We start from the raw sequence: 26,573 nt of genomic DNA, 5'->3' as shown, positions 1-26,573 counted from the left end.
CTCCCACTTGAACCGGATACGTCTTACTGCTGCTGTTCATCGACTCCGCCGCCGAGTGGCAGCTCGCCACCGACGGGCGGGTCCACCGGGGCCGCGCCGGGCTCGTGGTCGGTCACGCCGACCAGCGCCGCCCGCAGTACGCGGTCCCCGAAGCGGTAACCGCGGCGCATGACCACGGTGACCGTCGGGCCCGCCACGTCCGGCGAGGTGTTGTGCTGCACGGCTTCGTGCACGCTCGGGTCGAAGGGCTCGCCCTCGTTGCCGAACGACTCGAGCCCCGCGCGCTGCAGGCCGCTGATCAGCTTGTCGCCGACCGCCTTGAACGCGCCGGTGAGGTCACCGTGCTGCTCGGCCCGCTCGAGGTCGTCGAGCAGCGGCAGCAGGTCGTTCACCACGGTCGCCTTCGCGCCGAGGACGACCGCCTCGCGGTCGCGCTCGACCCGCTTGCGGTAGTTGGCGTACTCCGCCTGCAGGCGCTGGAGGTCGGCGGTGCGCTCGGACAGCTCCTTCTCCACGTCGGAGACCACCGACACCGAGTCGTCCACAATGGACTCGCCGAGCGAGGGACCCGCGTGTTCCACGGGCGCCTCGTCCGGCTCCGGCGCGGCGTGGGCCGGACCGGGCGGGCGGACCTGCCCGGTCTGGGGGTCCACCCGACGCCGATCCCGCACGACCACCGGCTCCTCGGGGCCTCGGCCCTGGCTCTCGGATTCGTCGTAGCTGTGGGTCACTTCTTCTCGTCCTCTTCGACGATCTCGGCGTCCACCACGTCATCGGCCTTGGCCTGGCCGCCGGCCGCACCGGCGTCCCCGGCCGCGCCGGAGGCACCGGCCGCACCGGCCGCCGCGTCGGCGTTCGCGTTGGCGTACAGGGCGGTGCCCAGCTCCTGCGAAGCGGTGTTCAGCTTCTCGATCGCCTCGCGGATCTTGGTCGAGTCCGTGCCCTTAAGGGCTTCGTTGGCCTCGTCGATCGCGGACTTGACCTTGCCCTTGAGTTCCTCGGGCAGCTTGTCGTCGTTGTCCTTGAGGAACTTTTCGGTCTGGTAGACCAGCGTCTCGGCCTGGTTGCGGGTCTCGGCCTCTTCGCGGCGGGTCTTGTCTTCCTCGGCGTGCGCCTCGGCGTCCTTGACCATGCGCTCGATGTCGTCCTTCGGCAGCGCGGAGCCACCGGTGATCGTCATCGACTGCTCCTTGTTCGTGCCGAGGTCCTTGGCCAGGACGTGCACGATGCCGTTCGCGTCGATGTCGAAGGTGACCTCGATCTGCGGCACGCCACGCGGGGCGGGCGGGAGACCGGTCAGCTCGAACATGCCGAGCTTCTTGTTGTGCGCGGCGATCTCGCGCTCACCCTGGAACACCTGGATCTGCACCGACGGCTGGTTGTCGTCCGCGGTGGAGAAGATCTCCGAGCGCTTGGTCGGGATCGTGGTGTTGCGCTCGATGAGCTTGGTGAACACGCCACCCTTGGTCTCGATGCCCAGCGACAGCGGGGTCACGTCCAGCAGCAGGACGTCCTTGACCTCACCCTTGAGCACACCGGCCTGCAGCGCCGCGCCGACCGCGACGACCTCGTCCGGGTTCACGCCCTTGTTCGGCTCGCGGCCGCCGGTCAGCTCCTTGACCAGCTCGGACACGGCCGGCATGCGGGTGGAACCACCGACGAGCACGACGTGGTCGATGTCGCCGACGGCGATGCCCGCGTCCCGGATGACGTTGTTGAACGGGTTCCGGGTGCGCTCGAGCAGGTCCGAGGTGATCTTCTGGAACTCGGCGCGCGACAGCGTCTCGTCGAGGAACAGCGGGTTCTTGTCCGCGTCCACGGTGATGTAGGGCAGGTTGATGCTGGCCGAGTTCGAGCTGGACAGCTCGATCTTCGCCTTCTCCGACGCCTCGCGGATGCGCTGCAGCGCCATCTTGTCCTTGGTCAGGTCGATGCCGTTCGTGGCCTTGAACTTGTCGACCAGCCACTTGACGATGCGCTCGTCCCAGTCGTCGCCACCGAGGTGGTTGTCACCGGAGGTCGCGCGGACCTCGACGACACCCTCGCCGATCTCCAGCAGCGAGACGTCGAACGTGCCGCCACCGAGGTCGAAGACCAGGATGGTCTGTTCCTTCTCGCCCTTGTCCAGGCCGTACGCCAGCGCGGCAGCGGTCGGCTCGTTGACGATGCGGAGCACGTTCAGGCCGGCGATCTGCCCGGCTTCCTTGGTGGCCTGCCGCTGCGCGTCCTCGAAGTACGCCGGGACGGTGATCACCGCGTCGGTGATGGTCTCGCCCAGGTACGCCTCGGCGTCGCGCTTGAGCTTCATCAGCACCCGGGCGCTGATCTCCTGCGACGTGTAGTTCTTGCCGTCGATCTCGGTCTTCCAGTCGGTGCCGATGTGCCGCTTCACGGACCGGATCGTCCGGTCGACGTTCGTCACGGCCTGGTTCTTCGCCGGCTGACCGGTCAGCACTTCGCCGTTCTTGGCGAAGGCGACGATCGAGGGGGTGGTCCGGGAACCTTCAGAGTTGGCGATGACCGTCGGCTCGCCGCCCTCAAGGACGGCGACGACCGAGTTGGTCGTGCCGAGGTCGATGCCGACCGCTCGCGCCATGGTGCTTTCCTCCTGTGTAAGCCTGCTATGTTCGTGACCTGCACGTTCGTCCCCGCCTTGAGCGGGTACGTGGCAAGTTTAGTCTGGTCTTCGCGGGCCCCGTCAAGCCGGACTTGAGTCGAGTGCGCTCAACCTTCGTACCCAGCCTAACGAGCCGGTGCCGGTTCTTGTTCCCGGGTTCGGCCGCAGAGTCGGTGAGAACCGGGTGTGAGCCCGCTCACCAGGTACTCCACCTCGACCACGCGGGCGCAGGCCGAGTTGAACAGGCCCGTGTGACCGTCGTCGGTGCGGGTGAGCAGGGCCGAGCCGTCGATGCTCGCCGCCAGGCCGCGGGCCCAGGACAGCGGCGTGGCCGGGTCGTGGGCGCCGCCGACCACCAGGATGGGCGGGGCGCCGTGCACCGGGTGGGGCTGCGGCGGGTTCTTCGCCGGGACCGGCCAGCCGGTGCAGCCGCTCGTGAAGTCCCAGTATTCGGAGTACCGCCAGCTGTGCGGGGCCACGACGCGGAGCAACCCGGCCATCGCGGCCATGTCCACCGGCCCGGTGAACGGCGACGGGAAGTCGTGGCAGCCGATCGCCCGGTAAGCCCCGTAGATCGGGGAAAGGAACTGGTTCCGCTCGGTCAGCCCCTTGGCGTCGGGGAACTCCCCGCCGGCGGCGGCCAGCGCCTTGCCCAGCGCCGGCCATTCGTCCCGGAGGTAGAGGTGGTTGTAGACACCGGCCGAGATTTCGTCGGCCGTCGCCGAGCGGCCCAGGTCGCTCGCCCACACCGCGCCGTGCGCCGCACGGGCCACGACGTCGTCGTAGAACTGGAGGACGTCACGTCCCCGCAAGTCGCACTCGGCCGAACCGCGGCACCAGTCCGCGAACCGGACCAGCGCGTCTTCGGTCGCCGCGGCTTCCTCGAGGATCGCCTGGCGCAACGGCCGGGCGTGGTCGACGGCGCCGTCGAGCACCATCGTGCGCACCCGGCCGGGGTGCTTCGACGCGTAGACCGCGCCCAGTTCGGTGCCGTAGGACAGGCCCAGCCACGAGATCTTCGACTCGCCCAGTGCGGCGCGGATCGTCTCGATGTCCTCGGCCGCGCTCTGCGTGTCCGCGTTCGCGAGCAGCGGCCCGGTGCGGGCCAGGCAGTCTTCGCCCGCCTCGCGGTTGTGCGCCACCAGCGCGTCGAACGCCGGCCGGGACGCCGGGAACCGGTCGAGCGCCGGCTCCCACAACGTCGGCCCGCACGTGATGCGCGGTGTGCTGAACCAGTCTCCGCGCGGATCGAAGCCCACGACGTCGAACCGCTGCCGCAGCCGGGCGAGCTCCGGCGAGGCGAGCCCGCCGAACTGCACGAACCCGACGCCGGAACCGCCCGGCCCGCCCGGGTTCACCAGCAGCGAGCCGATCCGGTGGACCGGGTCCAGCGCGGGCAGCCGGGCCAGCGCGAGCCGCGCCGTCCCCAGCTCCGGTCTCGCGCGGTCGATCGGGACGTCGACCGCCGCGCACTCCGCCGCCGGCTCCTGCTGGGTGGCGCACGGCCGCCAAGACAGGCCCGAAGCTTCGGCGACGGACGGCACCGCCGCCATGACCACGACCGCCGCGGCGACCGCGGCGAACCGGCGCAGATCCATGCTGGAATCCCTCCCCCTGCACGCCGTCCTTCGGCGCACCCCATTCCTAACAGCGACCCCCGACAGGATCAGGAGCGGCGCGAGGTCCAGGAAGAGAAGAAGAAATCGGAGTTTCCTTGCCGCACAACGACTTCCGCGGGCGTACCCACCCAGGAAGTCACTCGATAGTGGGAATCCGCGGTGACCGGCACCCCCTGCGCCGGAGTCACCGCGGACCCACCACGCGCGAAGCCGACGACCCCGAACATCGCCACCGCGCCCAGCAGCGCGGCAGCCAGCACGCGCCGTTCGATCTTGCCCATCGGAAAAAGTCCCCCGTAGTAAGGAAAAGTCAGGCCGCGCGGACCGTGACGCTGCCGCTGTCGGTCGTGAGGTCGAGCGTGTGCGGCGCGGAGCCGTCGGTCGGCACGTCGATGTCGCGGTGCCCGCTGTCGCTGTCGCCGACGACGCGGTACGGCCCACCCGGCACGGTGACGTCGACGCTCCCGCTGTCGGCCTTCACCTTCACGTTGTTCGCCTGGTCGAGCGAAAACTCGACGCTGCCGCTTTCGGACGTCACGTCGACCGGGCCGCGCACGCCCTTGCCCTCGATGCTGCCGGAACTGGCGTGCACCTGGACCTCACCGACGTGTTCCAGGTCGATCCCGCCGCTTTCCAGCCGCAGCTTCACCAGCCCCGGTACGTCTTCGACCTTGGCGTGCCCCGAATCGGCCTGAACGTCCACACTGGCCACCCCGCGGACGTCCAGCCCGCCGGAGTCCAGCTTTCCGCTGACCGGCACGCCTTCCGGCACGACGACCTCGAAGTCGACCGAGCAGTTGTTCCCGCAGTCGGTGAGCACGAGCTGGTCGCCGTCGACGCGGTAGAACGTGTCGCCCGGCTTGCTCCGCCAGTGGTAGTTGACCGACTGGTGCACGGTGGACGGCCCCGAACCGGTGCGGATCTTCACGGATCCCGAGTCGCCTTCCAGCTTCACGCTGCGGATCGTCTCCGAGAGCGTCTTGCTGTTCTCGAAATCCGATCCCCAGCCCCAGCCGAACGCGGTCGCCAGCCCCACGCCGATCAGGACGATGCCACCCAGAGCCAAGAGCGGGCGCGCCATGGTCGTGATCCCCTCAGTGTTGTTTCCCCTGCGTGAGGAACGTTATGGCCGGGGCGGGATCGAGTACATGGGGGTAACCCCCCGAATGACCCTGAGATCCGTCCCTGACACGCGGGGGCCGTCCCGGGGGCCTAACCTGGCGCAAGACTCCAGTTCCGTGATCAGGAGGATCCATGCCGCAAGCACCCGGCCCGTACGAATCCCTGCCCGACGTGCCGTCGTTCACCCTCACGAGCACCGACGTCGCCGACGGTGAAACCCTGGCCACGCCCCACTTGTCCGGCATCTTCGGCGCCGGCGGCGAGGACCGTTCGCCGCAGCTGGCGTGGGAGGGCTTCCCGGCCGAGACGAAGAGCTTCGCGATCACCTGCTACGACCCGGACGCCCCCACCGGCAGCGGTTTCTGGCACTGGGCCGTGTTCAACGTCCCGGCTTCGGTGACGGAGCTGGCCTCCGGCGCGGGCGACGGCTCCGGCCTCCCCGAAGGCGCGGTGACGCTGAAGGGCGACGGCGGGGTCAAGCAGTTCCTCGGCGCCGCGCCCCCGCCCGGGCACGGCCCGCACCGGTACTACTTCGCCGTGCACGCGCTGGACGTCGACAAACTCGAGGTGCCGGAGGACGCGACACCGGCATTCCTGGGCTTTAACATGTTCGGCCACACGCTGGCGCGCGCCGTGCTCACGCCGGTGTACGAGAACAAGGGCTGAGTTCCACGGTCTGATCCGGCGCCGGGGAAGACCGGCGCCGGATCAGCGCAGGGCTTCCTGGTTGACGCCTTCGCGTTCCAGGTAACGGCCCTTGGTGTGCTCGCCGAAGCCGAACTGGCGGTACAGCCCGTGCGCGTCGGCGGTGTGCAGCATCCAGCGGAACCCGGCGCCGGGCCCGTTGTCGATCATCTCCCGGACGAGCTCCTTGCCGAGCCCGGTGCCGCGCGCGGAGTCGACGACGAACACGTCGGCCAGGTACGCCGACCCGACGCCGTCGGAGAAGGCGCGCGCGAAGCCGACCTGCTCGCCGCCGCGGTAGGCGGCGACGATCCGCCACGAGCCGGCGACGGCGGCCTCGACCTGCGCGCGCGTGCGCCAGCGGCCCCAGTAGGCCTCGGTGGAGAGGAACTTCCACACCACGTCGAGGTCCAGCCGCGCCCGGTCGTCGTCCAGCTCGTACTCACCGAAGATCCGCATGATCCGAAACTAAGACCGGCGTCAACGTGGTTTCAGCAGGTAGTCCACGACGGGACGCAGCTCGTCCGCGGACGGCGGCTCGTCGTCGATGAGCCCCTGGATCAGCAGCCCGTCGATGCCCGCGAGGAACACCCGGAACGCCACTTCGTCGTCGTGGCGGACCATCGACGTCAGCACGTCGAGCCAGCGCCGGGCGGCCGGGCGCAGCTCCGGCTTCCGCGCGGCCAGGAGGTACAGCTCGTACTCGGCCATCGTGCGCCCGCGCCGCGGCCCCAGCGCCTCGGCCAGCAGGCCCGCGACCTCCTCGGCGCCCCGCGAACCGCGTGACCGGGCCCGGTCGATCATCCAGTAGACCTCGGTCGCCATGTCGCGGGCGCACGAGATGAGGGTCGCGATCAGCAGGTCGTCGAGCGAGGTGAAGTGGTAGGTCGTGGACGTCGTCGGCACGCCGGCCTCGGCCGCGACGGTCCGGTGGGTCACGCCCGCGACGCCGTCGCGCTCGATGATCCGCAGCGTGGCCGCGATGATCGCCGCGCGCCGCTTGTCCCCCCGCGCCTTGCGGCCGTCGACCTGCAGTTTCACGTCGATGCACTCCCGAGTTCGATCAGCACCACACCGCCGATGACCAGCGCCAGCCCGGCGACCATGGTCGCGTTGACGGTCTCCTTGAGGAACACGACGCCGACGATCGCGACCAGCGCGACGCCCGCCGCGGCCCAGATCGCGTAGGCGACGCCGATCGGCAGCCCCAGCTTGAGGACGTACGACAGGGCGACGAACGCGATGGCGTACCCGATCACCACGACGATCGACGGCCCGAGCTTCGAGAAGCCCTCGGAGAGCTTCAGCGAGACCGTCGCGGAGACCTCGGCGGCGATCGCCAAAGCGAGGAGGAGGTACGCACCCATAGGGTGAAAACTACCTGAACGATCGTCCCAAAACAAAGAGCGACGTACACCACATCGGTGGGACTTAGGCCCACTCAACGGGTTACTCATCAGTAAGGAAGGTTAGTCTCCCGGCACCACCACAGTTTTGAACCGGACGAAAGGCACCCGAACGATGGGCGCTCTGCAACTGACGCTCGGCGGGATCTCGGTCCTGCTCGGCGTCGTCGCCTGGGGAATGTTCGCCGCGACGATCGCGCGCTTCGTGCGCATCATCCGTCTCGGGCAGCCCGACTCGACGCGCAACGGCCCCTTCGCGGGCCGCATGAAGACGCTGATCAAGGAGTTCGCCGCGCACACGCGGATGAACCGCAAGCGCAGCGTCGGGCCGGCGCACTGGCTCGTGATGTGGGGCTTCCTGCTCGGCTCACTGGCGCTGTTCGAGGCGTACGGCGAGGTCTTCGTGCCCACCTGGGGCTGGCCGATCCTCGACGACTTCCCGCCGTTCCAGCTGCTCATGGAGCTGCTCGGGGTCGGGACGATCGTCGGCATCCTGGTGCTGATGGCGATCCGCCAGCGCAACCACCCGCGCCGCGCCGACCGCCAGTCGCGCTTCCAGGGCTCCAACTTCAAGTGGGCCTACTTCATCGAGGCCGTCGTCCTGATCGAGGGCATCGGCATCATCGGCGTCCGCGCCGCGAAGGCCGCGCTCGGCGCGCACGAGACGCCGACCTGGGCCGCCTTCGTCTCGAACCCGATCGGCGAACTGCTGCCGGCCAGCCCGAACCTGGTCACGGTGTTCGCGTTCGTCAAGCTGATGAGCGCCACGGTCTGGCTGATCGTGGTCGCGCGGACGATGACCATGGGCATCGCCTGGCACCGCTTCAGCGCGTTCTTCAACATCTACTTCAAGCGCGAGGCCGACGGCGGTGTCGCACTCGGCGCGCTCAAGCCGATGATGAGCGGCGGCAAGGTCCTCGACCTCGAGGAAGCCGACCCGGACGAGGACACCTTCGGCGTCGGCAAGATCGAGGACTTCAGCTGGAAGGGCTGGCTGGACTTCTCGACGTGCACCGAGTGCGGCCGCTGCCAGGAGCAGTGCCCCGCGTGGAACACCGGCAAGCCGCTGTCGCCGAAGCTGCTGATCACTCAGCTGCGTGACCACGCCTACGCGAAGGCGCCGTACCTGATGGCCGGCGGCAAGCGCGACATGGCGGGCGACGAGGTCGGGTTGTCCGGTGACAACATGTACGCCGGGATCGACGTCCTCGCGATCGCCGAGTCGCAGAAGGCCCTGATCGGCGACGACGGCGGCGTCATCGACCCCGACGTCCTCTGGTCCTGCACCAGCTGCGGCGCGTGCGTCGAGCAGTGCCCGGTCGACATCGAGCACGTCGACCACATCGTCGACATGCGCCGCTACCAGGTCATGATCGAGTCGTCGTTCCCCAGCGAGCTGAACGGCATGTTCAAGAACCTGGAGAACAAGGGCAACCCGTGGGGCCAGAACGCCAAGGACCGGCTGGCCTGGACCGAGGACCTGGACTTCGAGGTGCCGGTGTTCGACGGCGACATGGGCGACGCGGAGTACCTGTTCTGGGTCGGCTGCGCCGGCGCGTTCGAGGACCGCGCGAAGAAGACGACGCGGGCGGTCGCCGAGCTGCTGCACATGGCCGACGTCAAGTACAAGGTGCTGGGCTCGGAGGAGTCGTGCACCGGCGACCCGGCCCGCCGCGCGGGCAACGAGTTCCTGTTCCAGATGCTGGCGCAGCAGAACGTCGAGGTCCTGAACTCGGTGTTCGAGGGACGTGAGCGCAAGGCGCGCAAGGTCGTCGTGACCTGTGCGCACTGTTTCAACACCCTCGCCAACGAGTACCCGGAGCTGGGCGGCCAGTTCGACGTCGTGCACCACACGCAGCTGCTGAACCGCCTGGTCCGCGAGAAGCAGCTGGTGCCGGTGGCGCCGGTCGCCGAGGACGTCACCTACCACGACCCGTGCTACCTCGGCCGCCACAACAAGGTGTACGAGGCGCCGCGCGAGCTCGTCGGCGCGACCGGCGCGCGGCTGCGCGAGATGCCGCGGCACGGCGACAAGTCGATGTGCTGCGGCGCGGGCGGCGCCCGGATGTGGATGGAAGAGAAGATCGGCAAGCGGATCAACGTCGAGCGCGTCGACGAGGCGCTCGGCACCGCGCCGTCGAAGATCGCGACCGGCTGCCCGTTCTGCAAGGTGATGCTGAACGACGGCCTGACCGCCCGCCAGAGCGACGGCAGCGCGAGCGAAAAGGTCGAGATCGTCGACGTCGCGCAGATGCTGCTGGAGTCGGTCAAGCGCACGCCGGCGCCGAAGCCGTTACCGACTGGAGCGCCTTCGCTCGCAGAAGAGTGACGCGCTAATCGTTCACGGCCCCGGTCAGGAAGTTCCTGGCCGGGGCCGTTTCACATTGCGTTATTCGCATTGAAGTAGCCACCGCACTACGCGTTGTCACAAGTCCACTAGCTGGGATTTCGGGTGCAGCAATCGTTTTCTTGAAAGTTGTTCATGAAAATCACCGAAATGGCCCATCAGGTGGAAGACAAACGAAGGCCTGAACCCTGGACAGCGGGCGTATCCTGACGTTTCCTTCGCCGCCGCCGTTGCCAGCGAAGGCTTCCATTCGACGATCACGGAAACAGGGGGCGGCCAGGTATGAGCGAGGACCGGAGCACCACGACCGGGCGACACGCTCTCCGCACCTACATCGACGACATGGACGTCCGGTTCCCCGGCGCCGGCGCTCAAGATCCCGTGCCCGCCCAGCGGACCCTCGTGCGCCCGTACGTCCTGACCCGCGGCCGCACGCAGTCGCGCCGGCACCTGGCGATCGAAGCGCTCGTCTCGACGCGGGCCGGCGCCCACTGGAACGGCGCCCGGCTGACCGGCGAGTTCCGCTCGGTCCGCACCCTCTGCTCCCGCCCGCGCTCGGTCGCCGAGGTCGCGGCCACGCTGAGCGTGCCGCTCGGCGTCGTCCGCGTGCTGCTGGACGACATGGCCGAGCAGGGCCTGGTCACCATCCACGACAACCGGGTCAACGCCGAAGGCCGCCCGGCGGTCGCGCTGATGGAGCGCGTTCTGCACGGCTTGCGCAGCCTCTGAGCATTACGCTCACCGGGTGAGTGAGGAATCCGCGAGCCCTGGTGGCGAAAGCACCCTGACCGTCCTGCTCGCCGGCGGGGTGAACCTGGCGATCGCCATCATGAAGCTGATCGCCGGCATCATCACCGGTTCGGGCGCGATGCTCTCCGAAGCGGCCCACTCGGTGGCCGACACCTTCACCGAAGTCCTGCTGCTGACCGCGTTGAAACGTTCCGACCGCCCGGCCGACCGCGTGCACCCCTTCGGCTACGGCAAGGAGCGCTACTTCTGGTCGCTGCTCGCGGCGGTGTCGATCTTCGCGTCGGGCTCGATGTTCGCGCTCTACGAGGGCGTCTCGACGCTGTTCGGCCACGGCGAGCCGCAGAGCACGTCGATCCTCAGCTACATCGTGCTGGCGGTGGCGTTCCTGCTCGAAGGCACGTCGTGGGTGCAGGCGGTGCGCCAGACCGTGCGGGAGTCCAAGGCCGAGAACCGGTCGTTCTGGGCGTACCTCCGCCTGATCGACGACCCGACCCCGAAGACCGTCCTGTTCGAGGACTCCGCCGCGCTGATCGGCCTGCTGGTCGCGTTCGCCGGCATCGGGCTGCACCAGCTCACCGGGTCGGAGGTCTGGGACGGCGTCGCGTCGATCGTGATCGGCGTGCTGCTCGCGTTCGTCGCCTACCTGCTCGGGCGGACGAACCGCGGCCTGCTCATCGGCCGCCAGGCCAACCCGGAGATCGTCCGCGGCGTCCGCGACCACCTCTCGGCCGCGCCGGAGATCGAGGCCGTGGTGGACCTGCAGACTATGCTGATGGGCACCGACCAGGTCCTGGTCTGCACCCGCGTCGACTTCGACGACTCCCTGAGCGCCGGCGACCTCGAACGCGCGTGCGTCCGGCTCGCGAGTGAGCTGACCGAGTCGTTCAACGACGTGACCGAGGTGTTCATCGAGCCGGTGCCGCGGAGTGATCCCGACCTGCGCGCGACGGTGCTGGCGCGCTACGGCGACATCGCGGAGCGGTGGAACGCCCCGAACCAGTAGCTCAGTACCCGAAGTCCTGGACCCAGTAGTTGCCGGCCTTGGTGAACCCGACGCCGAGCTTCTTGAGGCTGCAGTTCAGGATGTTCGCGCGGTGGCCCTCGGAGTTCATCCAGGCGTCCATGACCTGCGCCGCGGACGTCTGCCCCTTCGCGATGTTCTCCGCACCGGGTTTCGCGTAGCCGGCGACCTTGATGCGCTGGTCGAACGTCGTGCCGTCGGGGCTGGTGTGCGAGAAGAAGTCGCCTGACGACATCTGGTCGCTGTAATCCTGCGCGGCCTTGGTCAGGTGCGATTCCTCGGTCAGCGCTTCGCAGCCCGCCTTCGCGCGCTCGTCGTTGACCAGCGCGAGGACCTGGCCGGCGACGGTCGACGCGACTTTGGCCGCGGCCTTGGTGGTCGGCGGCGGGGCCTCCGACGTCGTCGGCTGCGCGGGCGCGGAGGTCTCGGTCGGCGTGGGCGCCGCGCTGGACGTCGTCGGAGCCGGGGCGGCGGACGTGGGCTCGGCGGGCTTGCTCGGCCGGGACTGGCCGCCGGCGAGATCGGTGCCGCTGCCGCCACCGGACCCGGCGGGCGCGTTCGGCAGCACCAGCGCCGCGGCGCCGAGCTCGGCGGTGTTTCCTTCCGCGGTCGCCATCCAAGTGCCGGTCGCGGCGGAAAAAACGCCGAGCAGCACACTGAGTGACACCATCACCACGCGAGCACGTTCACCAAGGGGGGACACGGCGCAGGAACGTATCACGGGACGATTACGGCGAGAACCTGCTAACGCACTGATCACATTTCTTCGAGCGCACTCGTCGCCGACGGGTCGGAATTTCGCGGCAATCGGACGCTGCCGCGTTACTCCATTCAGCCGCCGCGCACGACGAAGGTCGCGTCGCCGAACGCCGACACCGGGCGTCCGGTCGGGTCCTGCCCGGTCGCGGTCGCCTTTCCGGTGAAGCCCTGCTTGCCCGCGACCACCGTGCAGGTGTAGGTGATTTCGGCGTCCACGGCCAGCTCCGGCGCGGTGTGCGCGCACGACGGCGTGTGGTCGTCGACGACAGTGACGGCCGTCAGCGGCACGTCACCGGTGTTCTTGACCAGGACGGAAAACGTGACGGTGTCGCCTTCCCGGACTTCGTACGGCGTCGCGTCCTTCATCACCGCGATTTCGGGGTGGACGACGTCGACTTCCGCTTCGGCCCTCGATTGCACGGAGCGACCGGTCGGATCTGTTCCGGTGACGTTCGCGGGAGCGGTGAAATCGTCGGCCGGTGCTTTCCGGGTGCAGGTGTACGTCTGCGTCGCGCCGGCCGGGAGACCGTCGAACTCCCTGGCGCACGGCTGATCGTCCACAACGGACACGCCGGTCAGCGCGACGTCGCCGGTGTTGCGCACGACGACGGTGAACGTGACCTCGTCGCCGGCACGCACCTTCTCGGGCTTCGCGTCCTTCGTCAGCTTCAGGGCCGGGTGGATGACGTCGACCTCGTCGCTGTCCGCCGCGGTCACCGGCGGGCCGACGGGGGCGTTGGCGGTGGCCTTCGCGGTGGTGACGACGTCGTCGGCCGGGGCGGTCGTCGTGCAGTCGAACTTCTGCGCGGCACCGGCTTCCAGCTTGTCGAACGTCTTCGCGCAGGACGCGTCGACCTTGACGGCGGTGAGCGGCCCGTCGCCGGTGTTGGTGACGGTGATCGTCGACGGCACGGGGTCGCCCGCGCGGAAGGGGCCGCCGTGGATGTCCTGGGTGAGCGCGAGCCCGGGGTGCAGCACGGTGTACGCCGCGTCGTCGGTGGCGCTGACCTGGCGGTTCGTCGGATCGGTGCCGGTCGCGGTGGCGGAGCTCACGAAATTGTCGGTGCCGGCGGCTACCTTGCAGGAGTGGCGCTGGGTGGCGCCGGGGAGGAGGGTGCCGATGGAGTGAGCGCACGCCGGAGTGCGACTGTCCACAACGGACACGTCGGCCAGTGGCACGTCACCGGTGTTCGCGACGACGAGGGTGAACGTCACGGTGTCGCCTTGCCGGACCTGCGCGGGCGCCGCGTCGTTCGTGATCGTGACCGCGGGGTGGATGACCTCGACCGGGACCCCGGCGGTGGCGGTCACCGGACGGTTCGTGGCGTCGGTGGCGGTCACCTTCGCGGTGGCGGCGAAATCGGCGTCGCCGGCGATCTCGGTGCAGCTGTAAGTCTGCTTCGCCTGTGGCTCCAGCCGTTCCCAGGACTTGGTGCAGTCCGGGGCGAGCTGGTCGGCCACCGAAACTTCCCGCAGCGGGCTGTCACCGGTGTTCGTGACGGTGATCGTCGACGTCACGGTATCGCCGTGGCGGACCAGCGTCGGCTCGGCGGACCTCGTGATCGCGACGGCCGGGTGGATCACGTCCACGGCGGCGACGGCGGCGGCGGTGACGTCCGGGCCGGCCGGTGGGGTGGCGCTCACCCGCACGGTGCGGGTGACGTCGTCGGCCGGAGCCGGGGCGGTGCAGCCGAACTCGCGGGTGGCGCCGGGCTCGAGCGCGCCGTCGATCGCCTGGGTGCAGCCGGTGGTCCGCGCGGCCTGCGCGTCCGTGACGTGGAGGCCGGTCAGCGGCACGTCGCCGGTGTTGCGCACGGTGATCCGGAACGGCACGGTGTCGCCCTCGCGGAACGGGCCACCGGTGACGTCGGCGGTGATCGCGACGGCGGGGTGCTGCACGGTGAACGCGGCTTCGGCGGTGGCCGTGACCGGCCGGGCGGTCGGATCGGTGCCGGTCACCACCGGCTTGTTCGTGAAGCCGGCGGTGCCCGCGACGGTCGTGCACGCGTACGTCTGCGTCGCCTTCGGCTGCAGCGTGCCGAGCGGCTTCGCGCAGGCGGCGACCTGGTCGTCCGCGACCGCGACGCCGGTGAGCGGCACGTCGCCGGTGTTGGTGGCGGTGATCGTCCAGGTCACGGTGCCGCCTTCGCGGACCTGCGCGGGCGCGGCCCGCGCGGTGAGCGTGACGGCGGGGTGGATGACGTCGACGACGGCGTCGTCGGTGACCTTCACCGTGCCGCCGAGCTGGTCCTTGCCGGTCGCGGTGGCCGTGTTGGTGAAGTCGTCGGCCGGGGCGGGCGCGGTGCACGTGTACGTCTGCTCGCCCTGCGGTGGCAGCGCACCGATCGCCTTGGCGCAGGCCGGGGTCCGGTCGTCGGTGACGGCGACGTCGGTCAGCGGCGCGTCACCGGCGTTGGCCACGGTGATCGAGAAGGTCACCGGGTCACCGGCGCGGGCGACGGCCGGGGTGGCGTCCTTCGTGAGCGTCAGCGCGGGGGTGATCACCGTGACGGTGGCCGACGCGGTGGCGGTCACCGGCTGTCCACTGAGGTCGGTGCCGGTGGCGGTCGCGTGGGACGTCGTCGTGCGGGACGGGTTCGCCGTGCAGGTGTACGTCTGCGTCGCGCCTGCGGGCAGGCCGGCCAAGGTGCGCGAACACGACGTCGTCGTGTCGTCGGTGACGGTGACCGGCGCCAGCGGGCTGTCGCCGGTGTTGTGCGCGGTGACCGTCCAGGTCACGGGGTCGCCGGCGTGGACCACCGGCGGGTTCGCGGTTTTGGTGAGCTCGACGGCGGGCGCGATCGTCGGCGCGGGTGCGTCGGCGGTGGCCGTGACCGGCTTGCCGAGCTCGTCGGTGGCCGTGGCGGTCGCGGTGGTGACGCCGTCGGCGATCGGGGCCTTCGCCGTGCACTGCCACGTGCGGCTCTCGCCGGGCGCGAGCGAGCCGGGCACGAGCGTGCCCAGCAGCGGCGCGCCCGGCGGCGGCTGCGCGCACGACGGCGTCTTCGGGTCGGTGACCTGGAGGCCGCTCAACCCGGTGTCGCCGGTGTTCACGGCCTTGACCGTGAACGTCGCGGTGTCGCCGGCGCGGTAGGCGGGCCGGTCGGCCGTCTTCGTGAGGCCGAGGGCCGGGTGCAGGACGTCGACGGGGGCGGCGGCGACGCCGTCGAGGGCGTCGCCGAGCGCGCTCGTGCCGGTCGCCTTGGCGGCATTCGTGAAGTCGTCGGGCGGGGCGGTTCCGGTGCAGGCGTAGCTGACCGTTTGTCCCGGGGCGAGCGTGCCGAGCGGCTTCGCGCAGGCGGGAACGGCTTCGTCGGCCACCTGCACGCCGGTCGCCGGGACGCTGCCCGGGTTGGTCACGGCGACGGCGAACGTCACCGGCTCGCCGGCGTGCACCTTGGGCTGGGTCGCGCGCAGGGCGAGCTGGAGTTCGGGTACCGGCACCGAAAACGCGAGGTTCTGCGCGAGGTAGGCGTCGCCGCTGGTGACGAAGCCGAGCTTCGCGCTGGTCGCGCCGGCGGGGATGCGGTCGACGTTGAACGCCTTCGCGTCCACGCTGAAGTTGTTCTTCGCGGCCGGGGCGGCGGCGTTGTCGGCGTTGGAGACGAAGAAGTTGGACGTCCCGCCGGTCGCGGGCTCGGCGGCCGGGGTGCCGTCGACGAGGAACTGGTCGCCGGAGGCACCCCAGTCGCCGTCGTAGGCGGTGACGCCGAGGTGGGCGTCGGCGGCCGCGGCGCGGAAGCCGGTGATCGTCGTCTCCGTGGCCGGGGCGCCCGCCGTCTGCTGGACGTGCCCGTCGTAGACGACGACCTTGCGCTTGTTCGGCGCGTAGTCCGCGTTGCGCTCGGGGTAGGCGTAGACGAGGGCCATCGACCACCCGCCGACGCAGTCGAAACCCTTGGCGGCCCAGACGTTCCCGACCGTCAGGTCGAGTGCGGTCCCGGTCGGGGCGCTCGCGAACCGGTCGGTCACGTCGGCGTGGGCCGAGTAGTGGCCCGCGTCTTCGGCGTACCCCGAAGGCGCGAGGTCGACGGGTTTCGCGCTGCCGACGGAAAGGCGGACGTTCTGCTTCGCGGGCGTACCGGGCGGGGACACCGCGCTCTTGCACGTCGTGCTGCCCGCCCAGTTCAGGCGGGCGAAGGCGATCTTGGCGCCCGGCGGGATGCTCACCGACGCACTGGCCGAGTCGAAGGTGCCCGGGTCGGCGTCGATGTCGGCCCACTGCAGGAAGAAGTCGTCGTTGGGCAGGGTGTCCTTGCGGTCCGCGGTGTTCGCGCACGCCGCGGGGGTGGCGACCGGACCGGACGTCGGCGCGTGGTCGGCGGCGACGGGGCAGCGCAGGACGCCGTTGCCCGCGTACAGGAAGTCGCCGTACACGAGGGCGTCGTAGCCCACCGCGAACGGCGGGGCGGTGGTCGCGCTCGCCGACGGCACGACGGCCGCGGCCAGGAAGACCAGTGCCAGCACCACAACCAGGCGAAGCGGTCGTTCGGGCAACGGCACTCCTCGCCACCTCCGGGGTCGAGACGACCTTGGGAGCCTGGCACGGACGCCGGGTTTACGCCTTCAAACTCACTCGTTCGTGGATTCCGTCAGCTTCGCCGTCGACTCGTGGGTGAGGGTCGTCGCCGCCTCGACGAAGCCGATGACGGTCCGGAGTTCGTCGTCGGTGTAGCGGTCGCAGAGCTCGTACATGCCCTTGACCAGGTGGTCCCACAGGTGCACGCCGCTCGCGATGGCCTGCTCGTCCAGCGCGATCAGCACCCGGCGGCGGTCGTCGGGGTGCGGGCGGCGGTCGACGATGCCCTTGCGCTCCAGCCGGTCGACCATCGCCGTCACGGACGCGGGCGCGAGCCCGGACAGGCGCGCGAGCTCCTTCGGCGTCTGCGGCCCGAACCGCGCGAGGTAGTCGAGGACCTTGCTCTCCACCGCCGACAGCCCGCGGGTCTCGGAGATCGCCGTGTGGAACATGACCGTCTCGGTCGACAGCTCCCGCGACCTGAGCAGGACTTTCTCGACCAGGTGCGCACGCTCGCTTGACACGGCCGTCAGCCTAGCGCACTCTTTAGTTCGACAGAACGAATTAGTTTCTAAGAGATTCGAGGGGACGAACGAGATGACACGGGCACTGATCATCGGGGGCGGCATCGCGGGCACGATCACGGCCATCGCGCTGCACGAAGCCGGGCACGAGCCGCTGCTGTTCGAGGCGTACGACCGGGGCGCGGAGGGCGTCGGCGCGTTCCTGACCCTGGCGGTGAACGGCCTGGACGCGCTGCTCCCGCTCGGCTTGAAGGACGTCGTCCGGCGCACCGGCTTCGACTCGCCGCGGATGTCGATCGGGCTCGGCGACGGCACCCGGCTCGCCGAATTCCCGCTCGGCGGCACGCTTTCGGACGGCACGGTGAGCCAGACCGTCCTGCGTTCCGAGCTCTACGTCGCCCTGCGCGACGAGGCCGCCCGGCGCGGCATCCACGCCGAGTACGGCAAGCGGCTGATCGGCGCGGGTCAGGCGGAATCGCACGTCAGAGCCGACTTCTCCGACGGCTCGCACGCGGAAGGCGACCTCCTGATCGGCGCCGACGGCCTCCGCTCGCGGGTCCGCACGATCATCGACCCGGCCGCGCCGTCGCCGCGGTACGTCCCGCTGCTCAACACCGGCGGGTTCGCCGAAGGCCTGTCCCTGCCGGACGAGCCCGGGGTGCTGAACATGGTGTTCGGCAAGCGCGTGTTCTTCTGCCACGTCGTCAGCCCGGACGGCCGCGTCTGGTGGTTCGCCAACCCGGCCCGCAAGACCGAGCCGACCGCGTCCGAGCTGGCCGCGCTCGCCGGCGAGAAGCTGCGCGCCGAGCTCCTGCACCTGGTGTCCCGCGACCGGACGCCGGCCACCGGGATCATCCGCGCCACGCGGGAGATCTACCCCGCGTGGCCGACGTACGACTTCCCGTCGGTCCCGGTCTGGCACCGCGGCCGCATGGTGATCATCGGCGACGCGGCGCACGCGACCTCACCGGCGGCGGGCCAGGGCGCGTCGATGGCCATCGAAGACGCCGTCACGCTGGGCAAATGCCTCCGGGACGTGCCGGACGTCTCGCAGGCCCTCGCCACCTACGAGGGCCTGCGGCGCGAGCGCGTCGAAGCGGTAGTCGCGGCCGGCAAGCGCAACGGCGACGACAAGGTGATCGGCCCGGTCGGCCGCGTGGTGCGCGACTTCTTCATCAAGCGGGCGTTCTCGAAGCCGTTCGACGAGGACCCGAACGCCTTCATGTGGGACCACCGCATCGACTGGGCCGAGAAGATCGCGGTCTAGCGCCAGGTGTCGACGCGGTGGAAGTTCTTGTACGCCCGGCTCGGGGTCGGGCCGCGCTGCCCCTGGTAGCGGGACCCGGCTTCGGTGGAGCCGTACGGGTGCTCGGCCGCGCTGGACAGGCGGAAGATGCAGAGCTGGCCGATCTTCATGCCCGGCCAGAGCGTGATCGGCAGGTTCGCCACGTTCGACAGCTCGAGCGTGATGTGCCCGGAGAAGCCGGGGTCGATGAACCCGGCGGTCGAGTGCGTGAGCAGCCCGAGCCGGCCGAGCGAGGACTTGCCCTCGAGGCGGCCGGCCAGGTCGTCGGCCAGCGTGACGAGCTCGTAGGTCGAGCCGAGGACGAACTCGCCCGGGTGCAGCACGAAGGGCTCGTCGCCTTCCTTCTCCACCAGCGACGTCAGCTCGTCCTGCTGCAGCTGCGGGTCGATGTGGGTGTACTTGCTGTTGTCGAAGACGCGGAAGAACCGGTCGAGCCGGACGTCGATGCTCGACGGCTGGACCATGCCGGCGTCGAAGGGGTCGATGCCGAGCCGGCCGGCGTCGAGCTCTTTGCGGAGGTCACGGTCACTGAGCAGCACGCCCGGCAGCCTATCCGGTGGGCTGTGACATCCGGGGCTCCGCCCCGAGCCGGGGGCTCTGCCACCCGGACCCCCGAAAGCCTGCTCAGGCCACCCGCATGTGCTGCGCGTAGGAGGTATCGGGCGCGAAGATCTTCTCGAGCCGCTTCACGTACCCGCGGCGCCCGGCACACCCGATCCGCTCCTGCAGCGCGGTGGCACCCGGGATGAGCCGCCGCACGGTCTCGGCGGCGAAGTTGACCCCGGCCACGGCGACGATCGCGGCCTGCGCGACGGGATCGTTCGGGAGCTCGAGGAAGTCGGCGTTGGTCTTCCCGAGCACGAGCCGGCTGATCGAGGAGTGCACGGCGACGGAGACGTGCGACAGGACCTTCCCGACGGCCCCGCGCCCCTCACCGACGGCGGCGTTGGCCTCGACGAGCGCCTTGGCGAGCCGCTTGGAGTCGTCGTCCGGGATGAACTCGGTGGCGGCGAGCAGCCACAACAGGCGCCAGGCGTCCTCTTCGGAGGTCGGCAGCAGCTCGTCGTCGACGCCCATGAGCCACCCGATGTACCGCCAGAGGTGCAGGATGTCGCCGCGCTCGCGAGCGGAGTAGCGAAGACCGAGCAGCTGCGTGCCGAAGACGTAGACGAGCGAGAAGAGCAGCAGCGTCCCGGCGGTCTGCACCTGGTTGACGGGCCGATCCCAAGCGGCGTAGTCCCAGTCGTCCCGCCCGTTCATGGCGGCGCGCACGTGGGCGTGCACAACGCGGATCCGCAGCGCGGCGGCGTACCCCGGCTCACCGTGCTTGAGCGCCCCGGGCGTGGTGACGTCGATCCACCAGGCCGCGGTCTCGACGAGCCGCCGCGTGGCCCGGTACTCGATTTCTCCGGTCCCGACCAGCGCTTTCGTCGCGCGAGAGGCGAGGTAACCGCCCATCAGCGACATGTCCCCGAGCGGGAAGAGCCCCAGCAACCCGGCCCGCGTGATGGCCCGCGCCCCACGCTCGACCCGTTCGTCATCGACCCAGTACGGCTTGGCGTTCACCTGGTCGAAGAAGTCCTTGAGCGGCCCGGGCGCCTCGACCCTGTCGCGGAGCGCGTCCTCGAAGAGCCGCCGCCCCTGCCCCTTCGGCTGCCGAGCCATCCAGGCGACGACGTCGTCCGCGAGCCGGTCCTGCACCTGCGCGAACTCCCGCAGCCGAGCCACCTGCCGCTCGTCCCCGCGGATATCGCCACCGACGAACAGCCGCGACGCGAGCCGGAACCCACCCTGGCGGAACAGTTCGGGATCCTCCACGCCGCTCACCTCCGAGGTCGACAACAAGTGTTGTCACTTGCGGCGCCGACGTCAAGGAGGAGGGGTCTGGACAAGGGGATCACGCCGCCGTGTATGCTGGCGACGCACTGCGGATGTAGTTCAATGGTAGAACATCAGCTTCCCAAGCTGAATACGCGGGTTCGATTCCCGTCATCCGCTCTCACCGAAACCCCGGACGTTTTGTCCGGGGTTTTCGCTTTCTATCCGGCTTCGCAATTGAGCCGCGTGCGCGTCGGGCAATCCCGTTTCCACCGCCCGCTCCCAAGCAGCAACGGCCGACGGCGAACCCATGCGGTGCAACAACTCCGCGCGCGAAGCGTGCCACCACGGGTAATCCGCCAAATCCGGCAGCCCGTCCACCAAAGCCAGTGCCACCGACGGTCCGTCCCGTTCCGCCACCGCCGCCGCGCGGTTCAACTTCACCACCGGGGTGTCCTGGACCGACAGCAACACGTCGTACCAGGAAATCACCGCGTTCCAGTTCGTCTCCGCGTACGAGCGGGACAGGTCGTGGCAGGCCGCGATCGCTGCCTGGACCACGTACGGGTTGGGCGCCGACGGCGTGCGGCGGAGGCCGGTGCCCACCAGCTCGACGCCCTCCTTGATCAGCTCGAAGTTCCACGCCGAACGGTCCTGGTCGGCCAGCAGCACCGGCGTCCCCGACGAAAACCGGGCCGGGCGGCGGGCGTCCTGCAGCAGTACCAGGGCCAGCAGCCCCAGCGCCGTCGGCTCGTCCGGCATCAGGGAAGCCAGCAGGCGCGCCAGCCGGACGGCTTCGTCGAGCAGTGAAACGCGGCCTGTGTAACCCTCGTTGAAGATCAAGTACACCGTCGCCGCGACGCCGGAAAGGCGCAGGGGCAACTCCGCGGGAGACGGCACCCGGTACGGGATCCGGGCGGTGGCGATCTTCTGCTTCGCGCGCGTCAGGCGCTTCGCCATCGTCGCTTCGGGGACCAGCAGCCCGCGGGCCACCTCCGCGGTCGACAGCCCGCCGAGGGTCCGCAGCGCCAGCGCCACCTGGGCGTCCAGCGACAACGCCGGGTGGCAGCACGTGAACACCAGCCGCAGCAGGTCGTCGCGGACCGAGAGCGGGTCGGGGTACGGGTCGAAAGCAGGCATCGCGTCCGCCTCCTTCCCGAGGCGCTTCGCTTCGCGGCGGACGACGTCGACCGCGCGGCGGCGGGCCGCCACCAGGAGCCAGCCGCGGGGGTTGGCCGGGACGCCGTCGCGCGGCCACGTCTCGAGGGCGCGCACGACGGCGTCCTGCACCGCGTCTTCGGCCAGGTCGACGCTGCCGGTGACGCGGACCAGCGTGGCCAGTACCCGGGTGCCCTCGTCCCGGACCAGCCGCGCGACCGCGTCCCCGGCGCCGGTCACTGGCCGAAGTCGACGACCGGCCGGACTTCGATGGCGCCGTCCCACGCGCCCGGGATCTGCGCCGCGCGCTTCACGGCCTCGTCGAGGTCGGCGCATTCGAGCAGGTAGAAGCCGGTCAGGGCTTCCTTCGTCTCCGCGTACGGGCCGTCGCTCGTGACGATGTCGCCGCCCTTGCCGCCGGTGACGCGGACCGTCGTCGCGGTGGCCGTCGGGTACAGCGCCGCGCCGCCGCGGATGACGGCTTGGGCGCCCTCGTGGAACTCGTTGTAGTCCTTCATCATGTCCGCGGACTCGGGCTTGGTCGGGTCGACGTCGGAGGCGTAGATGATCGCGGCGTACTGGGGCATGACTGCTCCTCACAGAGTCCTGACCGGCGCCGATCGCCGGCTCTCACTGTAAGGACGAACGGCGCGGACGTCGCCTGGACAACCGCGCCGGACTTTTTTCTCAGCCTTCGACGAGCTCCCACTCGCTGTCCGGCGTGGCGCGGTCGTAGACCTGGCCGGGCGCGGCCTTCAGCACCGTCCGGACGTCCGGGTACAGGTTCGCGACGTGCTCCAGCTCCAGGCCTTCGACCTCGAAGTCTTCCGCCTCCGGGACCTCGAAGCCGACGAACAGCCACGTGCCGTCCTGCTCGCGGACGACCTGGCGGACCGCGCGCGCCGGCTGCTGCGGACCGGTCGGGATCTCGGTCAGGCCGCTGCTGATCTGGGCTTCGTCGTCCGGCGAGCCTTCGAACTTCCAGGCCGCGCGGCGCTCGGCCAGCAACCGGATGTCCTCGTCCTCGTCGTCGGAACCGGTCACCGACGACAGCAGCCACGTGCGGCGCTCGGGGTCCCAGTCGGCGGCCATGCCCATCGGCACCTCCGCGAGCGCGCCCAGCTGCGGCAGCAGTTCGACGGCTTCGCGCAGCGACATCTTGCCGAAGCTCTCGCGGTTGACGACGACGTCATCGGACAGCTCGGTGCCGTCGCTGATGAAGAAGTCGTCCTCGTCGTCCAGGACGACGAACCCCAGCGCGTCCGGGTCGTTGACCAGTGCCAGTGCGATGATCACCGGCGCTTCCGGGTCCTGGCGCAACGGCCATGCGGTCGACATGCGCCATATCCCACCATCGGGGTACCCGGCGCGCAGATCCGGGGTCACCCGAAAATCGCGCGAACCCCGCCGCCGGTTCCGGCACCATGAACGACATGCTCGAAGGTGACCTGGTCCGGCTGCGCGCGCTCGAGCCGGAAGACGCCGACCGGATCCATCCGTGGGGCAGCGACCCCGAGGTCGGCCGGTGGATGAACACCGGCTACCCGCGGTCGCTCGCGCAGCTCCGCAAGCACGCGGCGGAACGCCCGGTCAACAACTACGAACTCGTCGTGCTCGGCATCGAGGCCGACGGCAAGCTGATCGGCATCGTCGACCTCCGGGACGCCGTGCCCGAGGTCGGCAACGCCGAGCTGGACATCTACATAGGTGACGCCGAGTACCGCAACGGCGGCTACGGCACCGAGGCGCTGCGCCTGATGTGCCGCTACGGCTTCAACCACATGCGGCTGCACATGATCACGCTCTGGGTGGTCGCGGAGAACGAACGCGCGCGCCACGTCTACCGCAAGGTCGGCTTCAGCGAAGACGGCCGCCACCGCGAAGCGTTCGTCGCCGCCGACGGCACCCGGCACGACATGATCCTGATGAGCATGCTGCGCGGCGAACTCAAGTGAGCAGCCGGCGCGGTGCCTTCCGCCGCCACGCTTCTTCGAGCAGCTCACGCAGCTGATCGACGTCGACCCGCTCGAGGTCGACGATGATCGAACCGGAGCCGTCGTAGTGCGGGGTCGTGAAGAAGGCCGCGTCGCCGGAATCCAGCAACGCGGCCTTCTCGTCGAGTCCGCACATCACGACCAGGCCGCCCTCGGCCTCGGTGCGCAGCCGCGCGAACCCCTTGCCCGCCACCTTCAGCGCGGGCGTGCGGTACCAGGTCGCCGCCTCGACCTCGGGCAGTGCCGAGGCCAGGCGGACGACGTCTTCCCAAGTCGTCATGGGTCCATTGTCGACCCGGAGTCTTGGAAGAACCGGACTACGGCAGCTGGGTGATCCGGTCCGCCGCGGGCGGGGCCAGGTTCGGGTGGGCGCCCAGGTACGCGATCAGCGCGTCCAGGTCCACCGGTCCGCCGGCCAGGTTCGTGCCCTTGGTGAACTCGGCGAACCCGTCCCCGCCGGCGGCGAGGAAGTTGTTCACCGACACGCGGAACGTCGCCGCCGGGTCGACCGGCGTGCCGTTCACGGTGATGTTCGAAACCCGCGAGCCCTGCGGCGCGGACGCCGAGTAGCTGTAGTGCACCGAGCTCGAGATCTGCAGGATGCGCGTGGTCGTGCCCTGCCACTGCTGTTCCAGCACGTTCTTCAGGTTCGCGCCGGTCAGCGTGATCGTCTGCATGATGTTCGCGAACGGCTGGACGGTGAACGCCTCGCCGTAGGTCACCACGCCGTCGCCCTCGTTGTTCGGGGACGACTTGTAGGTCAGGTCGGCGCGGATGCCGCCCGGGTTGGTGATCGCGATGACGGCGTTGTTCGACTGCGTGCCCGCGAGCTGCGCGTCGGCGATGACGTCGCCGAGCGGGGACTCACCGGCCGCGTTGCCCGCCGCCGGCAGGTCCGCGGTGATGGTGCCGACCTGCTTGTTCGCGATCGGGCCCGACTTCGTCTTGGCGTCGGCGACCAGCGCCGCGACGGCCGGGTCCGGGGTGACCGTGCGGGTGACGATCTCGTTGAACGCCTTGGTCTGCGACCGCACGACGTCCCGCGTCTTGGTGCTGATCTTCAGGTCCACCACCGAAAGCAGGCGGCCGAAGGACGAGCCCTGGATGACCGGCCGCGGCTGGCCCGCCGGGTCGTTGATCACGCAGTTGTACTGCTGGTGGCTGTGCCCGGTGAAGAACGCGTCGACCTTCGGCGTCACCGCGGCCGCGATCGCGGCGGCCGGGCCGGGGCGCAGCTTGCAGTCGTTCGGGCCCTCGACCTCGGTGCCGTCACCCTGGTGCATGAGCACGACCTGGGCCTTGACGCCGAAGAAGTCGAGCAGGTTCGAGGTGCGGTTGATCGCCTCGACCTCGTCGCCGAACTTCAGGCCCTTGATCGCCTCCGGCGTGACGACGGACGGCAGGTCCTTCAGCGTGGCCCCGATGACGCCGACCGGCACGCCGCCCTCGAACTTGACGGTGAACGGCAACAGCGCGGGCAGGCCGTTGGTGAAGTACACATTGGACCCGAGGAACGGGAACTTCGCACCCTTGAAGGTCTTCTCGAACTGGCACCCGTCGGTCGGGTGGCAGCCGCCGAACTGCATGCGCTGCAGTTCCTTGTAGCCTTCGTCGAACTCGTGGTTGCCGACGACGGACGCGTCGACGCCCAGCATGTCGAGGAAGTCGACGGTCGGCTCGTCGTGGAACAGCGCCGAGACCACCGGCGACGCGCCGATGTTGTCCCCGGCGGACACGACGAACGAGTTGCGCACCTGCGCGCGGAGCTGCTTCACGTGCGTGGCCAGGTAAGCGGCGCCACCGGCGTCCACTGTGGTCCCGTCCGACTGCACGACCCGGCCGCTGGAGCCGGACGGCGGCTCGAGGTTGCCGTGCAGGTCGTTGAACCCGATGATCCGGACGTCGGTGGTGGGGTCCGGGCGCTGGCCCGCGGACGCGGGTGCGGTGGTCACCGCCGTCGTCGCCAGCGCGGCCGCGGCGAACACCGCGAGCCGGGTTGAAAGCCTCATGAGTGTTCTTCCTCCGATTCGCGCCCAGGGTCCCCGAACGGGCGCACGGCGGAGGATTCTGCCTCGCGGAAGAGTCAGCTACCAGGGTCAAAAGACGGACGTAAAGCGAATGTCACCTAACGGCTTCCGTCGAGCAGCACCCTCGCGACGAGTGCCGGGTCGTCGTTCATCGGCACGTGCCCGCAGCCGGGCAGCAACCGGAACGTCCCGTTCGGAGCGACCTTCCGCAGGTCGGCGACGCGGGGGCGGGCGAGGATCCGGTCGTGCGCGGCCCACGCGATCGTCACCGGGACGCCGGTGACCGGGCCGGTGAAGCGGAAGTCCCCGCGAGACTCGGCGGCGGTGGGCTCGAAGCCGGGCGCGGACGCGAGCGCGTGGGCGTCCTCGACGACGGCGTCCGGGGTCAGCAGCGCCGGCTTCCCGACGATCATCCCGGTCAGCGCCTTGCGCCCGGCGGCCGTCGCGGCGATGCGGCGCACGACGTGCGGCGGGGTGCGTTGGGCGAGCGCGCGGTGCGCTTTGAGCGTGGCGATCGCGTACACCTTCTGACGCCGGTTCCACAGCCCGGCCGGCGACAACGCCGTGACGCTGCGGACGAGCCCGGCCTGGCCGAGCGCCAGCGACAGCAGCCCGCCGAGCGAGTTGCCGGCGACGTGCGGCCGGTCGAGACCCAGCTCGGTGAAGAGCTCCTTGAACATGACCAGCGCGGGTTCGACGCCGTAACCGCCGGACGGCTCGGGCGATTCGCCGAAGCCGGGCAGGTCGACGGCGATGACGTCACGGTGCGGCGTGAGCAGCGGGACCACCGGCGCCCAGGCCTGACGGCGGTGGCCGATGCCGTGGATCAGGACCAGCGGCTCGCCCCGGCCCTCACGGTCGTAGACAACGTCGTCCATTACCCGAGAGTAAGTTGAGCCCGG

Annotated in this window: 26 protein-coding genes and 1 tRNA gene; 7 read left to right on the top strand and 20 right to left on the bottom strand. The window is 70.0% G+C overall.

What is annotated here, in order from left to right; genetic code table 11:
- Window positions 1-23: 23 nt before the first annotated feature.
- The 5 genes from grpE to MUY14_RS37705 all read right to left on the bottom strand — a co-directional run bounded on the left by grpE (window position 24) and on the right by MUY14_RS37705 (window position 5,317).
- Window positions 24-731 carry a nucleotide exchange factor GrpE gene (grpE, locus tag MUY14_RS37725; protein WP_247016649.1) on the bottom strand — a complete coding sequence of 236 codons (708 nt, stop codon included), beginning with the start codon at window positions 729-731 and terminating at the stop codon, window positions 24-26.
- Entirely contained in the window at window positions 728-2,596 is a 1,869-nt protein-coding gene (gene dnaK / locus MUY14_RS37720) for a molecular chaperone DnaK (RefSeq protein ID WP_247016647.1), read from the bottom strand. Before dnaK ends, grpE begins: the two co-directional genes overlap by 4 nt.
- Before the next feature lie 146 nt (window positions 2,597-2,742).
- The gene (locus MUY14_RS37715) at window positions 2,743-4,215 is read right to left on the bottom strand and encodes an alpha/beta hydrolase (RefSeq protein ID WP_247016645.1); all 1,473 of its coding nucleotides are present in this window, start codon (window positions 4,213-4,215) and stop codon (window positions 2,743-2,745) included.
- Window positions 4,216-4,283: 68 nt separating this feature from the next.
- Window positions 4,284-4,517 carry a hypothetical protein gene (locus tag MUY14_RS37710; protein WP_247016643.1) on the bottom strand — a complete coding sequence of 78 codons (234 nt, stop codon included), beginning with the start codon at window positions 4,515-4,517 and terminating at the stop codon, window positions 4,284-4,286.
- Between the two features lie 29 nt (window positions 4,518-4,546).
- Window positions 4,547-5,317 carry a DUF4097 family beta strand repeat-containing protein gene (locus MUY14_RS37705; protein WP_247016641.1) on the bottom strand — a complete coding sequence of 257 codons (771 nt, stop codon included), beginning with the start codon at window positions 5,315-5,317 and terminating at the stop codon, window positions 4,547-4,549.
- A gap of 173 nt (window positions 5,318-5,490) precedes the next feature.
- Here MUY14_RS37705 and MUY14_RS37700 point away from each other — a divergent pair, with 173 nt between their 5' ends.
- A complete protein-coding gene (locus MUY14_RS37700) occupies window positions 5,491-6,024 on the top strand; it encodes a YbhB/YbcL family Raf kinase inhibitor-like protein (protein WP_247016639.1) in 534 nt (177 codons plus the stop codon).
- Window positions 6,025-6,066: 42 nt separating this feature from the next.
- Here the strand turns inward: MUY14_RS37700 and MUY14_RS37695 are convergent, their stop codons facing one another.
- From MUY14_RS37695 to MUY14_RS37685, 3 genes are read right to left on the bottom strand one after another with little or no spacing between them, the layout of a single operon-like run.
- The gene (locus MUY14_RS37695) at window positions 6,067-6,501 is read right to left on the bottom strand and encodes a GNAT family N-acetyltransferase (RefSeq protein ID WP_247016637.1); all 435 of its coding nucleotides are present in this window, start codon (window positions 6,499-6,501) and stop codon (window positions 6,067-6,069) included.
- Window positions 6,502-6,522: 21 nt separating this feature from the next.
- Window positions 6,523-7,083 carry a TetR/AcrR family transcriptional regulator gene (locus MUY14_RS37690; protein WP_247016635.1) on the bottom strand — a complete coding sequence of 187 codons (561 nt, stop codon included), beginning with the start codon at window positions 7,081-7,083 and terminating at the stop codon, window positions 6,523-6,525.
- Window positions 7,080-7,409 carry a multidrug efflux SMR transporter gene (locus tag MUY14_RS37685; RefSeq protein WP_247016633.1) on the bottom strand — a complete coding sequence of 110 codons (330 nt, stop codon included), beginning with the start codon at window positions 7,407-7,409 and terminating at the stop codon, window positions 7,080-7,082. The genes MUY14_RS37690 and MUY14_RS37685 overlap by 4 nt, the downstream gene beginning before the upstream one ends.
- Window positions 7,410-7,563: 154 nt before the next feature.
- Between MUY14_RS37685 and MUY14_RS37680 the strand changes: the two genes are divergently transcribed.
- Complete coding sequence (locus MUY14_RS37680) at window positions 7,564-9,777, top strand: (Fe-S)-binding protein (protein WP_247016631.1); 2,214 nt, start codon at window positions 7,564-7,566, stop codon at window positions 9,775-9,777.
- A 96-nt stretch (window positions 9,778-9,873) separates the two neighbouring features.
- On the opposite strand, the gene MUY14_RS37675 is transcribed toward MUY14_RS37680, so the two are convergent.
- Window positions 9,874-10,056, bottom strand: coding sequence for a hypothetical protein (locus tag MUY14_RS37675; RefSeq protein WP_247016629.1), 183 nt, complete (start codon window positions 10,054-10,056; stop codon window positions 9,874-9,876).
- A 21-nt stretch (window positions 10,057-10,077) separates the two neighbouring features.
- Here MUY14_RS37675 and MUY14_RS37670 point away from each other — a divergent pair, with 21 nt between their 5' ends.
- Both MUY14_RS37670 and MUY14_RS37665 read left to right on the top strand, forming a co-directional pair.
- The gene (locus MUY14_RS37670; protein ID WP_160697346.1) at window positions 10,078-10,524 is read left to right on the top strand and encodes a DUF742 domain-containing protein; all 447 of its coding nucleotides are present in this window, start codon (window positions 10,078-10,080) and stop codon (window positions 10,522-10,524) included.
- 16 nt (window positions 10,525-10,540) lie between these two features.
- Window positions 10,541-11,548 (top strand): cation diffusion facilitator family transporter, encoded by a 1,008-nt coding sequence (locus MUY14_RS37665; RefSeq protein WP_247016627.1) that lies wholly within the window; start codon window positions 10,541-10,543, stop codon window positions 11,546-11,548.
- A gap of 1 nt (window position 11,549) precedes the next feature.
- On the opposite strand, the gene MUY14_RS37660 is transcribed toward MUY14_RS37665, so the two are convergent.
- From MUY14_RS37660 to MUY14_RS37650, 3 genes are all read right to left on the bottom strand, one after another.
- Window positions 11,550-12,242 carry a CAP domain-containing protein gene (locus tag MUY14_RS37660; RefSeq protein WP_247016625.1) on the bottom strand — a complete coding sequence of 231 codons (693 nt, stop codon included), beginning with the start codon at window positions 12,240-12,242 and terminating at the stop codon, window positions 11,550-11,552.
- A 155-nt stretch (window positions 12,243-12,397) separates the two neighbouring features.
- Window positions 12,398-16,828, bottom strand: a complete 4,431-nt coding sequence (locus MUY14_RS37655; RefSeq protein ID WP_247016623.1) for a hypothetical protein — start codon at window positions 16,826-16,828, stop codon at window positions 12,398-12,400.
- Window positions 16,829-16,897: 69 nt separating this feature from the next.
- On the bottom strand, window positions 16,898-17,368 hold the full coding sequence (locus MUY14_RS37650) for a MarR family transcriptional regulator (protein ID WP_247016621.1): 471 nt from the start codon (window positions 17,366-17,368) through the stop codon (window positions 16,898-16,900).
- Window positions 17,369-17,441: 73 nt separating this feature from the next.
- Here MUY14_RS37650 and MUY14_RS37645 point away from each other — a divergent pair, with 73 nt between their 5' ends.
- Window positions 17,442-18,635: an NAD(P)/FAD-dependent oxidoreductase gene (locus MUY14_RS37645; RefSeq protein WP_247016619.1), complete on the top strand. Its 1,194-nt coding sequence runs from the start codon at window positions 17,442-17,444 to the stop codon at window positions 18,633-18,635.
- Here MUY14_RS37645 and dcd read toward each other — a convergent pair.
- The gene (dcd, locus tag MUY14_RS37640; protein WP_086865668.1) at window positions 18,632-19,213 is read right to left on the bottom strand and encodes a dCTP deaminase; all 582 of its coding nucleotides are present in this window, start codon (window positions 19,211-19,213) and stop codon (window positions 18,632-18,634) included. The genes MUY14_RS37645 and dcd overlap by 4 nt on opposite strands.
- 85 nt (window positions 19,214-19,298) lie before the next feature.
- Window positions 19,299-20,492, bottom strand: a complete 1,194-nt coding sequence (locus tag MUY14_RS37635) for an oxygenase MpaB family protein (protein ID WP_247016617.1) — start codon at window positions 20,490-20,492, stop codon at window positions 19,299-19,301.
- Window positions 20,493-20,601: 109 nt separating this feature from the next.
- Between MUY14_RS37635 and MUY14_RS37630 the strand changes: the two genes are divergently transcribed.
- Window positions 20,602-20,672, top strand: a tRNA-Gly gene (locus MUY14_RS37630).
- Here the strand turns inward: MUY14_RS37630 and MUY14_RS37625 are convergent.
- From MUY14_RS37625 to MUY14_RS37615, 3 genes are all read right to left on the bottom strand, one after another.
- Window positions 20,664-21,890 carry an RNA polymerase sigma factor gene (locus tag MUY14_RS37625; protein WP_247016615.1) on the bottom strand — a complete coding sequence of 409 codons (1,227 nt, stop codon included), beginning with the start codon at window positions 21,888-21,890 and terminating at the stop codon, window positions 20,664-20,666. The two genes, MUY14_RS37630 and MUY14_RS37625, sit on opposite strands and share 9 nt — an antisense overlap.
- Window positions 21,887-22,237, bottom strand: a complete 351-nt coding sequence (locus MUY14_RS37620) for a YciI family protein (RefSeq protein ID WP_247016613.1) — start codon at window positions 22,235-22,237, stop codon at window positions 21,887-21,889. Before MUY14_RS37620 ends, MUY14_RS37625 begins: the two co-directional genes overlap by 4 nt.
- A gap of 100 nt (window positions 22,238-22,337) precedes the next feature.
- Window positions 22,338-22,988: a hypothetical protein gene (locus MUY14_RS37615; RefSeq protein ID WP_247016611.1), complete on the bottom strand. Its 651-nt coding sequence runs from the start codon at window positions 22,986-22,988 to the stop codon at window positions 22,338-22,340.
- 95 nt (window positions 22,989-23,083) lie between these two features.
- On the opposite strand from MUY14_RS37615, the gene MUY14_RS37610 reads away from it, so the two are divergent.
- Window positions 23,084-23,605 carry a GNAT family N-acetyltransferase gene (locus tag MUY14_RS37610; RefSeq protein ID WP_247016609.1) on the top strand — a complete coding sequence of 174 codons (522 nt, stop codon included), beginning with the start codon at window positions 23,084-23,086 and terminating at the stop codon, window positions 23,603-23,605.
- Here MUY14_RS37610 and MUY14_RS37605 read toward each other — a convergent pair.
- The 3 genes from MUY14_RS37605 to MUY14_RS37595 all read right to left on the bottom strand — a co-directional run bounded on the left by MUY14_RS37605 (window position 23,598) and on the right by MUY14_RS37595 (window position 26,549).
- Complete coding sequence (locus MUY14_RS37605; RefSeq protein WP_247016608.1) at window positions 23,598-23,924, bottom strand: MmcQ/YjbR family DNA-binding protein; 327 nt, start codon at window positions 23,922-23,924, stop codon at window positions 23,598-23,600. The two genes, MUY14_RS37610 and MUY14_RS37605, sit on opposite strands and share 8 nt — an antisense overlap.
- 37 nt (window positions 23,925-23,961) lie before the next feature.
- On the bottom strand, window positions 23,962-25,653 hold the full coding sequence (locus MUY14_RS37600; RefSeq protein ID WP_247016606.1) for a bifunctional UDP-sugar hydrolase/5'-nucleotidase: 1,692 nt from the start codon (window positions 25,651-25,653) through the stop codon (window positions 23,962-23,964).
- A gap of 116 nt (window positions 25,654-25,769) precedes the next feature.
- Window positions 25,770-26,549 carry an alpha/beta fold hydrolase gene (locus MUY14_RS37595; protein WP_247016604.1) on the bottom strand — a complete coding sequence of 260 codons (780 nt, stop codon included), beginning with the start codon at window positions 26,547-26,549 and terminating at the stop codon, window positions 25,770-25,772.
- Window positions 26,550-26,573: the final 24 nt, after the last annotated feature.

The sequence above is a fragment of the Amycolatopsis sp. FBCC-B4732 genome (assembly GCF_023008405.1).
Taxonomy (GTDB): Bacteria; Actinomycetota; Actinomycetes; order Mycobacteriales; family Pseudonocardiaceae; genus Amycolatopsis; species Amycolatopsis pretoriensis_A.
This window is presented reverse-complemented; position numbering and strand designations above follow the sequence as displayed.